Genomic DNA, 14,801 nt, shown 5'->3' on the forward strand with positions numbered 1-14,801 from the left:
CGGCAAGCACCGGCCATTCCGCCAAGCCCATAGCCGAATCTTTTGCGTTCGTATTTATCTTATTCTTCATAAATGCCGAATCCAAAAGATTCGGCGGTGTTCGAAAATACGCCCAGGCCAATGGGAATAGGACTTCACGCCCTATTTGCTATAGCCACTGTTATCACCAGTGGCGTTAGTTATTCCTATCCCAAGTCCCGGTCAAAAATTCGAGTGAAATCCTTAAAAACTCAGGTTGAATCTCCGGCACCAAATGAGGTAAGTGGCCTCCGTTAGGAACGATCCAAAGTCTGCTGTTGGGTATATTTTGATACATTTCTAACGCATGCTGTATTGGAACGGGCGTGTCATTATCACCGTTTACGACTAACCACTTTGCCTTAATGGTATTTAACATATCCGGAGTAAAAGAAGGTTCTCCATCAGAAAATTTTCGCATTTCCCAGAACGTCTCTGCTAAATATTCTTGTTTTTCGGTATCGTAATTTGCCGCCCATTCCATAAACTGGTCCATTCCTGTTTGTTCTATCCACTCCCTGGCATGCTTACTGTAATAAAGATGACCCCCGACAGTAATCACCGATTTAAACCTATCAGGCTGCATTACATTAAGGTAAAGTAGCGTGGAACCACCGCTACTTGCTCCAATTCCACTTACCTTATCTAATTTTAATGAGTCCAACAACGCAAAAATCATCTTTGCATACTCCCCATGTCTAAAAGCAGAATCATCTTTATTATAAATATCGGATCGCCCATGGCCCATCATATCGACTGCAATGGTTCTGAATTGCTTTGAATAAACTTCCACATGAGGCTCCCAAGAATCGGCCGTATTAAAAAAATTATGCAGCAACAATAGAGGTTCCCCGCTACCTGTATCCTCATAATAGATTCTAGTTCCGTTATAGTTAAAGAACTTTCCGTTGGGATTGACTTCTACCTGGCCATAAGTGGTGAGACAAGTGATGAAGATTGCGATTGTAATTGTAAAATATTTCATTTTTCTATTTTTTTAAGCATTGGTGCTAACGGTTCTCAGCTTGGAGCCGACGGGTCTTTTCGGAGACCTACGCTTCCTTCCCTGACCGGATTTTATTAAAAGTACAAAATAAAATCTTTACCGGGACCCCTGATGGATCCAAGGTGATGTTAGGCTCTGGCATTCCTTTTTTCATTCCCCTGCTTGTTCCAAAACTTTTTCAAAAAGCTTTTCATCAAATCTGAAGTTGGTGGTTTTTATTTTTTCAAGTATGGGTTTTACGCTTTTTATCAATCCAATTTGTTTGGCTCTAAGGATTAAGCCAAAAGTTCCGGAATACCTTAAACTAAGTTTTTCAGCGACTTTTCTGCCTTTTAGTTCATCAATCATTAAGATCGGGTTTTTCATTTCCAGGGATAATGCAATTGCACTTGCTTCCCCCTCATCCAGATCCATTTCCAGAATTTGTTGATAGTGAGAATTTTCCGGCGACACTACCGAAATCCAATCAGGCAGGCTTTTTCCAAACTCCTTTAAAATGATCGGAGTCACAAATACCTTCCTTCCCATCTTCATTAATAATTCAAGTTCATCAATTTTACCCAAAATTATTAAACAGCTGGTATCTGAAATGATACTATCAGAATTGTGCTGCATCTTTTGGGATATCCGAAGGTGGATAGTTGATTAAAGAAACATCATAATCAGCCAAAATCTCCGAAAATGCCACTTTTGACAACCCAGCCAATTCTGCGGCCTGTCCGAGTGACAGCTTTCCGGATTCATACATTTTTGCCGCAAGGAATCTTTTTGTCTCCCTCTCATCCAGGTCAAGATGATCAGGTATAGTTAAAGTTAGATGCTTCATAGTTTAAATTTATCAAAATTCTGGATATAGACTTCATTTTAAAACGTTCTTTTGCTGGAGCCTAACGGTCTCGGCTATGCGTAGTGCGGGATTTCAAGGCACTACACTTTCCGTTTAGCTGCTAGTTTATTTAATGTAATTACTTTCATATCAGCACTTTCGCCCGCATTACGTATAGCCATTGTTGTAGCCAGTGGTTCTTCATTATTTTAAAATTTGGTTCACTCTTTTTTTCAAATCGTCAAGGTCATTTTTTTCTTTTATGGTTTCTTTTCCTAATCGCAACACCATCTCAACGTGATTAATTATCGCCTTTTTGTGACCTTCTTTTTTGGTGAAATTTTGGATAGTCGTCAATGCTTCCACAAGCCTTATAATTACGGCCGTGCTTCCTGCTGAAAATTGTCTGATTTGATTAAATGCGGCATCCAGTACTCCTTCAAAATCTAAAACATCAGCAATGACTCTAAGTTTTCCGTCTTCGTCAACACGATACTTTGAAGGGAATTTAGCTTGCGCCAAATAGCATAAAGTCTCTGTTAGGTTGTCAATACAAGCGATTGCAGTATAAGGGTCATTAACTCCTGGTGATAATGCTCTGGCCGCAATCTCTACCATTTGATGAATCGAAAATTCCAAATCCTGTTGAGATGTTTTTGTTTTTCCAAAAACAAATTGGGACACCAGCTCATCTATAGATTCTTCTTGCCATTCCGTGCTTGAATAAACTACTCCAATCTCTTCACCTTTTACTATAAAACTACCGGGCCTGTGTTTTAATTCAAATAAGGAATCATTGTCGGCTATTATCTCTAATATCGCTTCGCTGTCTATGTATCTCAGATATCCACTCTTAGTAGACTTGATAGAGATAGTTTTTTGATATTCGGAAACTACTTTGTCTTCATCAAAATCTTTTTTTCCCTTCAGTTCATCTCCCATTTTTTCTGGGAAAAGTGTCTCTACTTGCTTTGAAATAATGTCTGATATATCAGAAATCACCTTGTCAGCTTGAATGCTTACCGCAATTTGGTGTATAAATACGATAAGCAAAATAATATTTGCTATGGCAGCTAAAATGGCGACAAGAATAGAAAAGGATGGAATGAAAGTATATCCGTTTCCGTCTTTGATAGCATTTAAAACTAGTAGACAATAAAGATAAGTGGCAATGTATGAGCCTAAAACAACTTGGTTAAGACGCACATACATAAAGTTTTTTATCAGTCTCGGGCCAAATTGAGAAGAGGCAAGAGTCAAAGCAACCAGTGTTACCGAAAAAACTGTTCCTGCAACACCAATCATCGCGCCTGAAATAGTGGATAAAATGCTTCTTGCAGAATCGGAGCTATTTACTAAAAAAAATCGAATCCAACCTTCTTGCGAAATGTTTACAATATTATCTAATGAAACTAAGCTTACTGACAATAATACTGCTAAACCAATAATTATAACAGGTACAAACCAAAACGTAGCAAGTAATTCTTTCCAAAAAAAGAGCAGTTTTTTCATAATTACTAATTTTAAAACGAAATGGTTATACCGAAGTTTACATCATGATAAAGCTTATCTATGGGTACCAGAGGGGCAGAGTCATAAATATTTTGATAAAGTAATCGCAATCCAATATACTTAGTGATATTATATGTCAGTTCAAAACTACTTGCAAGTCTATGGTTTTTAAAGAAATCAGAAAGATTTGGTTGATAGTATCCACTTATGTCTAAATCAAATAAATCTCCGAAACTTTGTTTGAAACTCACATAACTATTTCCCCTTAATCGGTTCACTTCAATAGCCGATTGGTCTATTGGCAATAAATCATCAGGCACTCCTGAATAATTCCATCGTTCAAATTCATACAAACTACCTATTCCAAAATATAAACCTGTATTGTTTTTCACCAATGCTCTCCACCGCAAATTCATTCCACCTGCATATTTATTGTCCAATCCTCTAACTTCATTCCAGTGCATTTGATAGAATGGTTCAATAGCTATTTTTTTGCTTTGGATGTTGACGTATTCCAGATAGAGAAATCCACCACTCAAAATATTTTCATCCCCCAGAAAGCTATATTCAATTCTGTTTGCTACAGTAAAGGCGTGTTTCCCAAAGCGAAAAGATACATCAGCAGTATTTGCTAGTTCAAGAAAATCTTCTTTTAAGTTTCGATACCTGAAACTTGGTGTAAAATTGCCTTTAAGAACTTTTGTAGTATCAATAATTACATTAAAATTCTCGGTATGTAGAACCTGAGCGTTTGCCTTTTGATGGAACAATAAAAGGCAAGAAAGTAAGGTGAAAATAAATGATACCCTCATCGTTTTTTAGATAAAAACAGGACTTGTAAATGATTTACAAGCCCTGTTGATTAATTAAGAGAATAAGCCCTTCAATTTATCAAATCCCTCCTTAAAGGAATCTGAAGCAGATGAAAACGCATCTTTTGCGTCATCCCACTTGTCTTCAGCGGCATTTTTAAGGTCAGCATACTTACCTTCCAAGTCTGATCGTTTTGACTCCAAATCACTGATTGCTTCGTCATACTTAGATTTTGCGTCCCCACTGGCAGATTCTTTTTTTGCCTTCAACGCATTGATTTTTGCTGAAACTTCATCAATAGATTGTTTCGCCTTGGCTTTGAATTCTTCTTTGTTCATTTTGTTTAAATATTAATTGTAAATAAATGTTCCTACTCGTAAAGCTTTTCGGATTTCGCTGTGTGTTTTATTTTTTCTTGGTTTGATCTGTTTTAATCAGCCTTACCCGTGATATTTCTGTTCCCTGAGGTGTGCAATTACCTTCTTCATTCTCTGCAGTTATAAACACTTCTACTGGTTGATAGGGAAATGAAGCTTTGTAGGTGGCTTTCTCGGCATTTTCCTGTGTGAAGTGCCCTACATTTCGAACTACACCTGCTTCTGAAACTGCCCAAATGACATAGATTTTCTTAGGTGTTTTTAATCGCTGAGGAGCTGCTAAATTATTGGCTTCAATGGTAACCAAATAGTTGGGTTTACCTTGCTTTTTTATAGTTGCCGTAATATCAGCAGCTGGTACATCACCTGAAACTGGGAACTTGACCGGGTCTGAACAAGATGCAAGTAGTGCACAAGTTACAATGATTGCTACAAATTTTAGTGTGTTCATATTGAGCTGATTTTAAAGTATTATTTAATAAATGAGCTTAGCATCCAATGGCTCTTCTCAGTTCTTTTAATGTAGCCAATCAGTAAATCAGAAGTTGCTAAATCTCCTGCTAATGATGTTTTTTCGTGAGCATCAATGCATAAAGAGATAAGCGTTTCAAAATCATTTAAAATTTCTTTTGACATTTCTTTTGCTTCAAGAGTATTGCTCGTTTCTTGAATTTCTGCCATTTCAAGATACTCCTTTAATGTACTTACTGGCTTTTTACCGAACACACGTATTCTTTCAGCAATTTCGTCAATTTGTAACTTTACTGCATTATACTCTAACTCAAAAAACTCGTGAAGTTCAAAAAACTCGTGTCCCTCTACATTCCAATGATAATTTCTTAGCTTTTGATAATGCACGTGGTAGTTAGCCATTAATGCATTTAAAGCTTTTGCAATTTCTGCGGTTTCTTGACTGTCAAAACCTAATTTTCTGTAGTTTTTCATGATTTATTTGTTTGTTTTTGTTCAATATTTAGGTTCAAATTTCCATACGGTTCATAATTTTTTAACTCCACAATGGATGCAGGCAAACTAAAACCGCCTGCTATTAGAGCTTCAACAACGTCATTCATCACTTGCGAACGAATGTTGTTATGAACCGAACGTTTGGTGGATTTAAAGGTGTCTATCCAAAATTTCACATTGATGTTGATAGAGTTTGTAGCCAGTTCATCAATCGCTATTGTTGGCTTTTTGTCACCTTGTAAAACACCTTCCACTTTACTTACCTTTTCAATGATTATTTTAATAGCTTCTGTTGGGTTGTTTTCATAGGCAATTCCTACTGTAAACTCGTATCGTAAGTACCCATCCAGCGTATAGTTGAATAAGGGGTTTTTGAGAAGAATGGCATTGGGTAAAAAAACATCTTTTCCATCGGGAGTTTTCACCATTGTTTCTCGAATGCTAATGTCTTTTACATGACCTGTTATGCCGTTTACTTCAATTAAATCATCCAACCTAAATGGACTTTTAAATGCGAGAATAATTCCCGCCAAAAAGTTTTCGCCAATATCTTTTAATGCAAAACCTATTACAAAGGTTAACAATCCGGCACCAGCAAGTAATTTATTGGTAAAAGAACTTAGCCCAAGTAAATTTAGGGTAGTGAAAACTACTATTGACTTGAGAATAAACCCTACTATTTGCGAGGTGAAATTAGCCGTGATGTGATTGGGCGATTTATTTGCTAACCTCAATTTCACTCTGCGTTGCAGGAAGTTGGAAATTATAAACCCAACTACTACAAATGCTAAAATAAAAGCAAGGTTGATGTAATTTGCCGCAAAGTAGCGAATTACATCATTGTAGAATTGAGTAGCATTTTCCATTTACTACTTTTTACCTTCGTCCATTTCTTTTTCAAAAGTTGAAACGCTTTCATCTAAAGCAGTTTTTAGTTGATCAATTTCAGCTTTTAACCCTTCTTTTTTATCATTTGCTGCTGCTTGGTATTCTTCCATTTTTTTGTTTAGGTCAGCTCGTTGTTCATCTAACTTTTGCATTTGAGATTTTAGCTTTTCCTTGGCATCATTACTCAAACTATTATATTTTGCCTCAGCTTTATCTGCTTTTGCTTTTACATCAACTTTCAATTCTTCCACTTGTTTGTTTAGTTCTTCCCATTTTTCAGCAGCTAAATCTTTAGAAACATCCACAACGTCAGACATTTCTTCTTTAACATCTTCCATGGTTGTTTCTTTATTGTCTTTGTCAGACGAACCACAAGACGCTAAAATTAACGCTAATACAACGACAGTAAATAAGGATTTTAATTTATCAAACCCTTCCTTAAAAGAGTCTGAAGCAGATGAAAACGCTTCTTTGGTTTCTTCCAATTTGTCTTCGGCAGTATTTTCTATCTCGCTGTACTTCGCTTTTAAATCGGTTTGCTTTGATTCTAAATCCCTGATAGTTTCTTCATATTTGGATTTAGCATCCTCTTTTACCGATTCTTTTTTTGCTTTTAACTCATTGATTTTTGCTGAAATTTCATCAATAGTTTGGTTAGCTTTCGCTTTGAATTCTTCTTTGTTCATTTTGTTTAGTATTTAATTGTTAATAATTAGTATCTTTTTTAGAACTGTTGCTTGATAGCTTTTTAAGCATAGAAAAAACTATACCTCCCGAAAGTGCCCCTAAAATGTAAAATGAAAGGCTAACAATAGACAAGGAAAGTTCAGCCTTCCATACCACAAAATTCAAAACAACGAGTTCCAAATTTTGTATAATAAAAATGACCACTACTCCTATAAAGAGTAGTAGTACAAATGATTTAATGAATTTCATTCATCATTTATTGAAAGTGGTGCTAGAAATTTCTAGCCCATAAGGATAGTTGGAATCACCTTGCTCTTCTGCTGTAATAAATATTTCTTTTACATTAAAAGGAGTAGTGGTTTCCAGAATAGCCTTTTTTGCATTCTTATTGATTAGTTGCCCAAGGTTTTTAACGGAACCGTTTTCCACTAATATCCAAACACTGTAATTGTTTTTAGAGGGGCTCAATCTGCTTGGCTCAGCTAAATTCCTTGCGGTTACTTCAATAACATAGTTATTGTTCTTGTCTTGTTTTTTCTTAGCAGTAATGTCTGCGGCAGGAACTGAACTTGAAACAGGAAACTTGGCTGTGCTTGCACAAGATGTCATTAGTGCCACAATGCCAATAATTGCTAAATTTTTAATTGTTTTCATTTTTATATAGGTTTCATTTTTATTCCTACTCGTAAAGCTTTTCGGATTTCGCTAGATAAAAATAATCTAATATCTGTTTACTTATAGTAAAAAGATTAAAATATACCTTATAAAGACAGATAAAAGCCTTATTGAGATTGTAAATACCTATTAGGAGACAATCCAAACCGCTTTTTGAACTGTACACTAAACATGGATGCACTTTGGTAACCGCAGGAGTTAGTAACTTCTTTAACACTCAAATGCCCTTCCTCCAGTAAAGCTTTGGCTTTATTCATGCGTTCTGTTTGTACTATTTCGGTAAAGGTTTTACCGAAAAGTTTTTTGAAACCTGTTTTAAGTTTGGTTTCGTTGGTACCCACTTCCTGAGCAATTATGGCTAGCGTGAGTTTTTGGTTAAGGTTTTCATGAATGTAGTCCTTAGCTTTCCTCAAAATCCCGATATCATATTTTCTTAACTCTTTCGGGTTGTAACCTTGTTTTGTTTCCAAATTGTATTGTTCTGCTTGTAACCAAAGCAATTCTAAAGCTTTTGACTCCAAAAAGAATCGCTTTACAATGCCTTGTTTTTTGGTATTCAGAATTTCATTGATAGTATCAGACATCGTCAGCGTGTAATTGCTGTGGTAAATAAAATGGCTGTCCATTTTTTCATTTTTCAATACATTTCCAATTTCACTTGGAAATTGAAAGAAGTCAGATTTTAAATCGATAGAAAAACTTTTTGTTTCTATTTGAAGGAAAAGAATTTCAACGTCTTTTTGAATAGGCAAAGCAAAATATTGTTTTTGTTTCCCTTTTGCAGCTACCATGCAAGAATAGTTATCAGTAATTCGATAACGGATTGTTGGAGAGACTTTATGAACCAGCTCACCGCTTTTAACAAATAAAAAACGTAAATAATTGTTTTGATCTTCTTTAAACTCAAGTTCAAAAAATGATGCAATATCCCCTGTCAGTATATTGAAGTTGAAGCCTTTATCAAATTCATAACTTCTAAGTGTAAACTGACCCACAGATTTGTCGAAATAAGATTTGAATTCAAACCCTTCTTTTTCTAGTTTGGTTTTCAATGATGCTTTCAAAGAATGATGTATTCCTTCAGCGGTTTTTTTGTCTATTATTATTTTCATTCTTTGTGTTAGATGCTGTCATTTGAAAAGTGATTTTCTGTTTGCATTGATTTTCTTATCATTGGCTACAACTTGTATATCTATTTACCAAAGGTGTATAAATCCAACAATCCCTTGTTAGATCTGTATACCTTTGTTTACTTTTATTATAGGTCATCGAAGGGGGATTTGATTCTCCTGATACTGTTGTCGGTTACGTGTGTATAGATTTCGGTCGTCCTGCTACTCCTGTGGCCGAGAATCTCTTGGATATACCGAAGATCGGTGCCGTTTTCCAGCAAGTGAGTAGCATAACTATGTCTAAGCCAATGTAAGGTAACCGGTTTTTTAATCCCAATTTTTGCTATTGCAGACTTTAATACCTTTTGCAAGCTTCCCTCACTGTACCTGGAGCCTGACTTTTTTCCTTCAAACAAATAAACCATTGGTTGCTCAAATTTGTAATACTCCCTCAACAAATCTACGGTTTTTGCTGATAAAGGTACGACCCGGTCCTTTTTACCTTTGGACTGTCGAACGAGGAGTAAGCCTCTGTTGGAATCCACATCAGTGATTTTTAAATTTAATAATTCGCTTCTCCGTAGTCCACAGGCATAAATCAGCGAAAGCATGGTCTGGTGCTTCAGGTTTTTGTGAGCATTCAAAATCCTTTTTACTTCTTCCTTAGCCAATACATTTGGTAACAATTTAGGTTTCTTTGGCCTGTCTATAATTTCAGGATTTAGTTTCTTATGTTGCCTGATGCTGAAATACAGCTTGACAGCATTGATAAACTGACTTTGATAACTCGCAGAAAAACCCTTCCGGATAATGTAGTGGGTGTTGAAATAGGCGAGATCTTCATTCTCTATTTCGCTTATCTCTTTGTTGTCTAAAAAACTAAAAAATAATATCAATGCTCCTGAATAGGTTTTGATGGTGCTTTCTGCATAGCGCTTATTCCTCATCCATTCTATAAAAATTTGTATTTCTGTTTCTGTTTTAACATCCAGTTTGATGGTATTAGGAAATTCCCTCGCAATGTCGATTTTTTTAAGTTGGGAATAATCCAACCAGACCTTGCCGCGGAAAAACAGCAACAAAGCATCCAATTTATCCTCCCGATACGGAACCCACCAGGTCTTGTACTTTTTGGACCACTGACATTCCGGGTAGGTTTTGACCAACTCCTTTAAAGAAAAATCATAGGGAAACTCCAGGCAGATCACCGGCAATCCCTCAAAAACAGCGTTTTTTAACACAATGGTTTTCATCGGTATAAAAAATATGAGAAAAAGATAGTAATTTTTTTATCAGAAAAAAACAGAATCCCTCTGAAATTACACGTAGGCGTTCCCCGCAAGCCAGAGTCGCCGCTGAACTTCTGGCAAAAAGGCAGCCCCCGAACCCCTGAATATCCTTGTGCTACGGGCTATCCTCGGGCATGGCTCGGTTCGCTTTGGAGCAAAGCTTTTCCAAGTCAGCGAACCTTTCACACGGAGGATATCCTGGCCTTCCATCATCGGCGGTCATGGGCTGTGCCGGGCAATTAGTTGCCTTTTCATTGGCACCCGTGGTAATTCCCCGGGGCTTCGTAAAATTCAGATTTTATTTAGAATCTTGTTGTAACTTGCTTTAGTAAATTTGATCGGTGAAGCCGGTTTTTCAATCATGTATAAAAAATGCGATCAACCAGTGGCCTGACATGAATACCATGGCCGGATTGACAGGGATGCAAGGTTTGCGTAGCTGTCTAGTTGTAGGATTGTCCTGCATCTTGTTCTTTGTCAATGCATGCCAGCAGGATGCTGAAATACCACGCTCGGCTGGTCCTGCGGCAGAATTTGATCCACAGGAGAGCACCTTTATCTGCTGGACAGCCCAATTCCAGGAAATCTCCCTGAAACTCATCCAGGAGATCGCCAGGGATGATCACGTGACACTTTTCTACAACCAACGGAATCACCGTCCCGAAAACCTGCAAAAATTATTAGAAGGGCGGAAAATCAATGTAAAAAATGTCAGCCTTGCCCCTTTTGAATTGGAAAAGGACAATATCTGGATCAGAGATTATGGACCGATCCTTATACAGGATGAAGCGGGTCGGGAGAAAATGGTGACGTTTCATTATCCCCACGAAGAAAACCTGGAATACAATCTGTTCAGCGAACAGTATGCCACCAAAATGAGGATCCCTTTCATGAGAAGTAGGCTGTATAGCGCCGGAGGTGGTCGGGAGATCAACGGGCGGGGAACGATTATTTTAATCGAAGGGCATGAAAAATACATCAATCCGGACCTTAGCCTGGAAGAGATTGAGAACGAATACAAAAAACGGCTAAATCAAAAAAATGTTATCTGGCTCAAAAGGGGTATTCCGCAGGACGATCTGTTTGATCATGGACCCGTGATCGACAATATTTACGGCAATGGGGTGCACTGGCACCTGGATGAGTTTTGCCGGTTTGCGGACGGCCACACCATCTTGCTGGCTCAGGTAGATCCGGCAGATCTCCCCTTGGATCCCTTCTACCAGGTCGTGCACGAACGGCTGGAAGAAAGCTATCAGATCCTGAAAAATGCCCGGGATCAGGATGGAAAGCCATTTAAGATCATTCGGGTACCGCAGGCCCCGATTATTTTTGATCAGGGACAATACAACGGTCAACCAATTTATTATACCCCTGTCACCAGCTATCTAAACTTTGTCTTAACCAATAACTTGGTGGTAATACCCGCCTATTACACGCCGGGCGACCCCGATTTTATCCGGGAAAAGGACGAACAGGCAAAAATGGCGTTTCAGGAGGTGTTTAAAAGCAGAAAAGTGGTGACGATCCATGCTACCGAACTTAACTACAGTGGTGGGGGGCTGCACTGCATCACCATGCATCAACCCAAGGTCAAAAAACGATCCCGGCTCCGGCTTAAAATGGATAATGGACTCAAACGATGGAAGGGTTAAACCGGTTTCCTGAGCCATGCTAACAGGCATAGGTAGCGAATAATCCAACCAAACCTTCCGCTGGAAAGGTCACAACAAGGCACAAAACGGCTTTTCCCGGTAGGGAATCCACCCGTTTTTGTGCTTTTTTAATGACTGTCACTGTTCGGATGGGTGCGAGCACAAGCGGCGGCCTATTGCTCCACCAGTTTCAACGAATAATTCAGATCAGAGACAATGGGTTGTTCTTCCCCGTCTAGTAAATGCAAGGTGCCGAACTCATCTTGCCGGAAACTTTTTACAGCGGCGCTGTTTTCATCCAGCAGTCGGATGGCCATGGCACCGGGGTTGTTTTCCAGGCCGTAGACCACTTCGTAAATCCCCTTGCTGACAAACTCCCGGTCCCCGTCTTCGGTACCCAGGTAGGTTTCGGTCAGTTCATACGCGCGCTCCTTCTTATCGGGACTGTTTTCCAGTTTGAGTACCGTCCGGATCCCCTCGCAGTCTGCACAGGGAAGAAGGCCTTCGTAATGCATCCAGGTGGAAAAGGTGTTGTCCAATACCAGTTCTTCCCGGTTTACCATTTCATCTTCAGTTTCTCCCTCGTATCGGCTTTCTTCGGTAGGAGCGTCACAGGAAATTGCTCCCGCAAACAGAAGGATGTATGCCAGCTTTTTCATAAGTCGCTTTTTTTGTGTTGAATCCATTTCGGCAGTTCCTGAAGGATTTCCTGGATCATGGCAGGCAGCTCGTAATCCGGGGACCAGTCCCAGTCCCTTCTTGCCTCCAGGTCGTCAATGGACTGCGGCCAGCCATCTGCGATGGTTTGCCGGTAATCCGGTTCGTAAGTTATGTTAAATTCCGGAAAGTAGGGTAGGATTCCCTGATACAATTCCTCCGGGCTGAAGCTCATGGCCGCCAGGTTGTAGCTGGAGCGGATGCTAATCCTATCCTTGGGGGCCTGCATCAGGGCAAGACTAGCCTTGATGGCATCGGGCATGTACATCATGGGCAGGCGGGTGTCTTTTCTCAGGAAAGACCGAAATGATTTGCCGGCCAGGGCCTGGTGAAAAATGGCCACGGCATAATCGGTCGTGCCCCCGCCGGGAAGGGCTTTGTAACCGATCAGACCAGGAAAGCGCAGACTGCGCACGTCCACCCCATACTGCTGGTGATAATAGGCACACCAGCGCTCACCGGCGAGCTTGGCTATGCCATAGGCAGTGACGGGCTCCTTGGCGGCCTGCTGTGGGGTCTGTATTTTGGGGCTGTCCGGACCGAACACGGCAATGCTGGAGGGCCAGAAGAGCTTGTTCAGATTAAACTCCCGGGCAAGTTCCAGCAAATGCAGGAGGCTATCCATGTTTACCCGCCAGGACAGAAGCGGTTTTTTTTCAGCAGAAGCAGAAAGGACGGCAGCCAGGTGGTATACTTGCGTTACGTTTTCTTCTTTGATGCATTTTCGTAGCCGCTCCCGATCCATGACGTCCAGGACAACAAAGCGGCAATAGGGAAAGGTGGCTTTTGCTTTCGGATTGATATCGCTGGCGATGACCGCCTCTGTGCCGTATACCTCCGTTAATTGCTGTGTCAATTCCGTGCCGAGCTGTCCAGCAGCCCCGGTTACCAATACCTTCTCCATTCGGGTTTATTTTGATTTGAGTGATTTAACGCTACAATTTCAGAATTTTTATACAATCAGCTGTCATTTTTCTTTAAAAATTGTAAATTCATCACTCAGAACCCGGGTATCAGGAACAAAATGAAAAAAACATGTTTGGCAGTATTCAAGGACAGTTGCAGAAAGAAATTGAAAATCTCAAGGCTTCAGGGCTTTACAAATCAGAACGGGTCATCCATTCCCCTCAGGGCGCGGAGGTAACGCTTGCCGACGGTAGCCGGGTTCTGAATTTTTGTGCCAACAACTACCTGGGGCTGTCCAGCCATCCAAAAGTAATCGAAGCGGCCAAAGCAGCCATTGATAGCCACGGTTTTGGTCTCTCATCGGTTCGCTTTATTTGCGGCACCCAGGACATTCACCAAACACTGGAAAAAAAGATCTCGGAATTTCTGGGTACGGAAGATACCATTTTATATGCCGCGGCCTTTGATGCCAACGGTGGGGTATTCGAACCGATCCTGGGGCCCGAAGATGCTATCCTTTCGGATGCGTTAAATCACGCCTCCATTATTGATGGGGTAAGGCTTTGCAAGGCCATGCGGTTTCGGTACCGCCACAACGACATGGCCGACCTGGAAGCGCAGCTCCAGGCAGCGGAGGCAAAAGGTGCCAGGCACAAGTTGATCGTGACCGATGGGGTCTTTTCCATGGACGGCACCATCGCCCAACTGGATAAAATCGTGGCCCTGGCAGCGAAATACCAGGCCATGGTGATGTCCGATGAATGCCATTCTACCGGCTTTATGGGGAAAACGGGTAGGGGCGTGCACGAACTGAAGGGTGTGATGGGCAAGGTGGACATCATTACCGGGACCTTGGGCAAAGCGCTGGGAGGGGCCTCCGGTGGGTTTACCTCCGGCAGAAAGGAAATCATCGAACTCCTGCGCCAAAAATCCCGGCCTTACCTGTTTTCCAATACCCTGGCACCGGCCATTGCAGGGGCCTCCATTGCCGTATTTGACCTGTTATCGGAAACCACAGCACTTCGGGACCGGCTGGAAGCCAACACGCGCTTTTTCCGGGAAGGTATTCGCAAGGCGGGGTTTGCGGTTAAGGAAGGGACGCACCCCATTGTGCCCATCATGCTACAGGAAGCCCCGCTGGCTCAAAAAATGGCGGAACGCTTGTTGGAAAAGGGCATATATGTGATTGGCTTTTACTACCCCGTAGTGCCCAAAGGAGAGGCGCGTATCCGCGTGCAATTGTCGGCGGCACACGAAAAAGAACACCTGGAAAAAGCCATCGACGCCTTTACCGAAGTGGGAAAGGAACTGGGTGTAATTGGCTAATGGATGTTATCATTGGTTCACCACAGAT

The 14,801-nt window shown here is 40.5% G+C and carries 18 protein-coding genes; 2 read left to right on the forward strand and 16 right to left on the reverse strand.

Translation table 11 applies throughout. The annotated features are described in order from the left end of the window. Positions 1 to 175: 175 nt before the first annotated feature. The 14 genes from GJS45_RS10345 to xerA form a co-directional block, all read right to left on the reverse strand. A complete protein-coding gene (locus GJS45_RS10345) occupies positions 176 to 1,003 on the reverse strand; it encodes an alpha/beta fold hydrolase (protein WP_162341621.1) in 828 nt (275 codons plus the stop codon). Between the two features lie 171 nt (positions 1,004 to 1,174). Further along, a complete protein-coding gene (locus GJS45_RS10350) occupies positions 1,175 to 1,558 on the reverse strand; it encodes a DUF3368 domain-containing protein (RefSeq protein ID WP_235954709.1) in 384 nt (127 codons plus the stop codon). A gap of 64 nt (positions 1,559 to 1,622) precedes the next feature. Beyond that, entirely contained in the window at positions 1,623 to 1,850 is a 228-nt protein-coding gene (locus tag GJS45_RS10355) for a UPF0175 family protein (protein WP_162341625.1), read from the reverse strand. 204 nt (positions 1,851 to 2,054) lie between these two features. Then, a complete protein-coding gene (locus GJS45_RS10360) occupies positions 2,055 to 3,362 on the reverse strand; it encodes a DUF2254 domain-containing protein (protein WP_162341627.1) in 1,308 nt (435 codons plus the stop codon). An 11-nt stretch (positions 3,363 to 3,373) separates the two neighbouring features. Beyond that, positions 3,374 to 4,174, reverse strand: a complete 801-nt coding sequence (locus tag GJS45_RS10365) for a DUF481 domain-containing protein (protein WP_162341629.1) — start codon at positions 4,172 to 4,174, stop codon at positions 3,374 to 3,376. Between the two features lie 54 nt (positions 4,175 to 4,228). Next, positions 4,229 to 4,513: a sll1863 family stress response protein gene (locus GJS45_RS10370; RefSeq protein WP_162341631.1), complete on the reverse strand. Its 285-nt coding sequence runs from the start codon at positions 4,511 to 4,513 to the stop codon at positions 4,229 to 4,231. 67 nt (positions 4,514 to 4,580) lie between these two features. Then, the gene (locus GJS45_RS10375) at positions 4,581 to 5,003 is read right to left on the reverse strand and encodes a hypothetical protein (protein WP_162341633.1); all 423 of its coding nucleotides are present in this window, start codon (positions 5,001 to 5,003) and stop codon (positions 4,581 to 4,583) included. Positions 5,004 to 5,023: 20 nt separating this feature from the next. Continuing rightward, positions 5,024 to 5,497 (reverse strand): Dps family protein, encoded by a 474-nt coding sequence (locus GJS45_RS10380; protein WP_162341635.1) that lies wholly within the window; start codon positions 5,495 to 5,497, stop codon positions 5,024 to 5,026. Continuing rightward, a complete protein-coding gene (locus tag GJS45_RS10385) occupies positions 5,494 to 6,384 on the reverse strand; it encodes a mechanosensitive ion channel family protein (RefSeq protein WP_162341636.1) in 891 nt (296 codons plus the stop codon). The genes GJS45_RS10380 and GJS45_RS10385 overlap by 4 nt, the downstream gene beginning before the upstream one ends. 3 nt (positions 6,385 to 6,387) lie before the next feature. Further along, positions 6,388 to 7,092, reverse strand: a complete 705-nt coding sequence (locus tag GJS45_RS10390) for a sll1863 family stress response protein (RefSeq protein ID WP_162341638.1) — start codon at positions 7,090 to 7,092, stop codon at positions 6,388 to 6,390. Positions 7,093 to 7,111: 19 nt separating this feature from the next. After that, positions 7,112 to 7,342, reverse strand: coding sequence for a lipopolysaccharide assembly protein LapA domain-containing protein (locus GJS45_RS24095; protein ID WP_162341640.1), 231 nt, complete (start codon positions 7,340 to 7,342; stop codon positions 7,112 to 7,114). 3 nt (positions 7,343 to 7,345) lie between these two features. Next, positions 7,346 to 7,747 carry a hypothetical protein gene (locus tag GJS45_RS10400; RefSeq protein ID WP_162341642.1) on the reverse strand — a complete coding sequence of 134 codons (402 nt, stop codon included), beginning with the start codon at positions 7,745 to 7,747 and terminating at the stop codon, positions 7,346 to 7,348. A 128-nt stretch (positions 7,748 to 7,875) separates the two neighbouring features. Next, positions 7,876 to 8,880, reverse strand: a complete 1,005-nt coding sequence (locus tag GJS45_RS10405) for a helix-turn-helix domain-containing protein (RefSeq protein WP_162341644.1) — start codon at positions 8,878 to 8,880, stop codon at positions 7,876 to 7,878. Positions 8,881 to 9,026: 146 nt separating this feature from the next. Next, positions 9,027 to 10,133 carry a site-specific tyrosine recombinase/integron integrase gene (gene xerA / locus GJS45_RS10410; RefSeq protein ID WP_162341646.1) on the reverse strand — a complete coding sequence of 369 codons (1,107 nt, stop codon included), beginning with the start codon at positions 10,131 to 10,133 and terminating at the stop codon, positions 9,027 to 9,029. Positions 10,134 to 10,564: 431 nt separating this feature from the next. Here xerA and GJS45_RS10415 point away from each other — a divergent pair, with 431 nt between their 5' ends. After that, positions 10,565 to 11,824, forward strand: coding sequence for an agmatine deiminase family protein (locus GJS45_RS10415; RefSeq protein ID WP_162341648.1), 1,260 nt, complete (start codon positions 10,565 to 10,567; stop codon positions 11,822 to 11,824). A gap of 173 nt (positions 11,825 to 11,997) precedes the next feature. On the opposite strand, the gene GJS45_RS10420 is transcribed toward GJS45_RS10415, so the two are convergent. Beyond that, positions 11,998 to 12,483 (reverse strand): copper resistance protein NlpE, encoded by a 486-nt coding sequence (locus GJS45_RS10420; protein ID WP_162341650.1) that lies wholly within the window; start codon positions 12,481 to 12,483, stop codon positions 11,998 to 12,000. Then, positions 12,480 to 13,445 (reverse strand): NAD-dependent epimerase/dehydratase family protein, encoded by a 966-nt coding sequence (locus GJS45_RS10425; RefSeq protein ID WP_162341652.1) that lies wholly within the window; start codon positions 13,443 to 13,445, stop codon positions 12,480 to 12,482. The genes GJS45_RS10420 and GJS45_RS10425 overlap by 4 nt, the downstream gene beginning before the upstream one ends. A gap of 131 nt (positions 13,446 to 13,576) precedes the next feature. Between GJS45_RS10425 and kbl the strand changes: the two genes are divergently transcribed. After that, complete coding sequence (gene kbl / locus GJS45_RS10430; protein WP_162341654.1) at positions 13,577 to 14,773, forward strand: glycine C-acetyltransferase; 1,197 nt, start codon at positions 13,577 to 13,579, stop codon at positions 14,771 to 14,773. Positions 14,774 to 14,801 lie beyond the last annotated feature (28 nt).

It is taken from the genome of Cyclobacterium salsum (assembly GCF_010119245.1).
Classification (GTDB): Bacteria; Bacteroidota; Bacteroidia; order Cytophagales; family Cyclobacteriaceae; genus Cyclobacterium; species Cyclobacterium salsum.

Excerpts from the sequence above, each read along its gene's own strand:
- GJS45_RS10350 (WP_235954709.1), bottom strand. The coding sequence starts at position 1,558 with ATGAAGATGGGAAGGAAGGTATTTGTGACTCCGATCATTTTAAAGGAG.
- GJS45_RS10355 (WP_162341625.1), bottom strand. The coding sequence starts at position 1,850 with ATGAAGCATCTAACTTTAACTATACCTGATCATCTTGACCTGGATGAG.
- GJS45_RS10375 (WP_162341633.1), bottom strand. The coding sequence starts at position 5,003 with ATGAACACACTAAAATTTGTAGCAATCATTGTAACTTGTGCACTACTT.
- GJS45_RS10425 (WP_162341652.1), bottom strand. The coding sequence starts at position 13,445 with ATGGAGAAGGTATTGGTAACCGGGGCTGCTGGACAGCTCGGCACGGAA.
- GJS45_RS24095 (WP_162341640.1), bottom strand. The coding sequence starts at position 7,342 with ATGAAATTCATTAAATCATTTGTACTACTACTCTTTATAGGAGTAGTG.
- GJS45_RS10370 (WP_162341631.1), bottom strand. The coding sequence starts at position 4,513 with ATGAACAAAGAAGAATTCAAAGCCAAGGCGAAACAATCTATTGATGAA.
- xerA (WP_162341646.1), bottom strand. The coding sequence starts at position 10,133 with ATGAAAACCATTGTGTTAAAAAACGCTGTTTTTGAGGGATTGCCGGTG.
- GJS45_RS10365 (WP_162341629.1), bottom strand. The coding sequence starts at position 4,174 with ATGAGGGTATCATTTATTTTCACCTTACTTTCTTGCCTTTTATTGTTC.
- GJS45_RS10360 (WP_162341627.1), bottom strand. The coding sequence starts at position 3,362 with ATGAAAAAACTGCTCTTTTTTTGGAAAGAATTACTTGCTACGTTTTGG.
- GJS45_RS10405 (WP_162341644.1), bottom strand. The coding sequence starts at position 8,880 with ATGAAAATAATAATAGACAAAAAAACCGCTGAAGGAATACATCATTCT.
- GJS45_RS10380 (WP_162341635.1), bottom strand. The coding sequence starts at position 5,497 with ATGAAAAACTACAGAAAATTAGGTTTTGACAGTCAAGAAACCGCAGAA.
- GJS45_RS10390 (WP_162341638.1), bottom strand. The coding sequence starts at position 7,092 with ATGAACAAAGAAGAATTCAAAGCGAAAGCTAACCAAACTATTGATGAA.
- GJS45_RS10385 (WP_162341636.1), bottom strand. The coding sequence starts at position 6,384 with ATGGAAAATGCTACTCAATTCTACAATGATGTAATTCGCTACTTTGCG.
- GJS45_RS10415 (WP_162341648.1), top strand. The coding sequence starts at position 10,565 with ATGAATACCATGGCCGGATTGACAGGGATGCAAGGTTTGCGTAGCTGT.
- GJS45_RS10345 (WP_162341621.1), bottom strand. The coding sequence starts at position 1,003 with ATGAAATATTTTACAATTACAATCGCAATCTTCATCACTTGTCTCACC.
- GJS45_RS10420 (WP_162341650.1), bottom strand. The coding sequence starts at position 12,483 with ATGAAAAAGCTGGCATACATCCTTCTGTTTGCGGGAGCAATTTCCTGT.
- GJS45_RS10400 (WP_162341642.1), bottom strand. The coding sequence starts at position 7,747 with ATGAAAACAATTAAAAATTTAGCAATTATTGGCATTGTGGCACTAATG.
- kbl (WP_162341654.1), top strand. The coding sequence starts at position 13,577 with ATGTTTGGCAGTATTCAAGGACAGTTGCAGAAAGAAATTGAAAATCTC.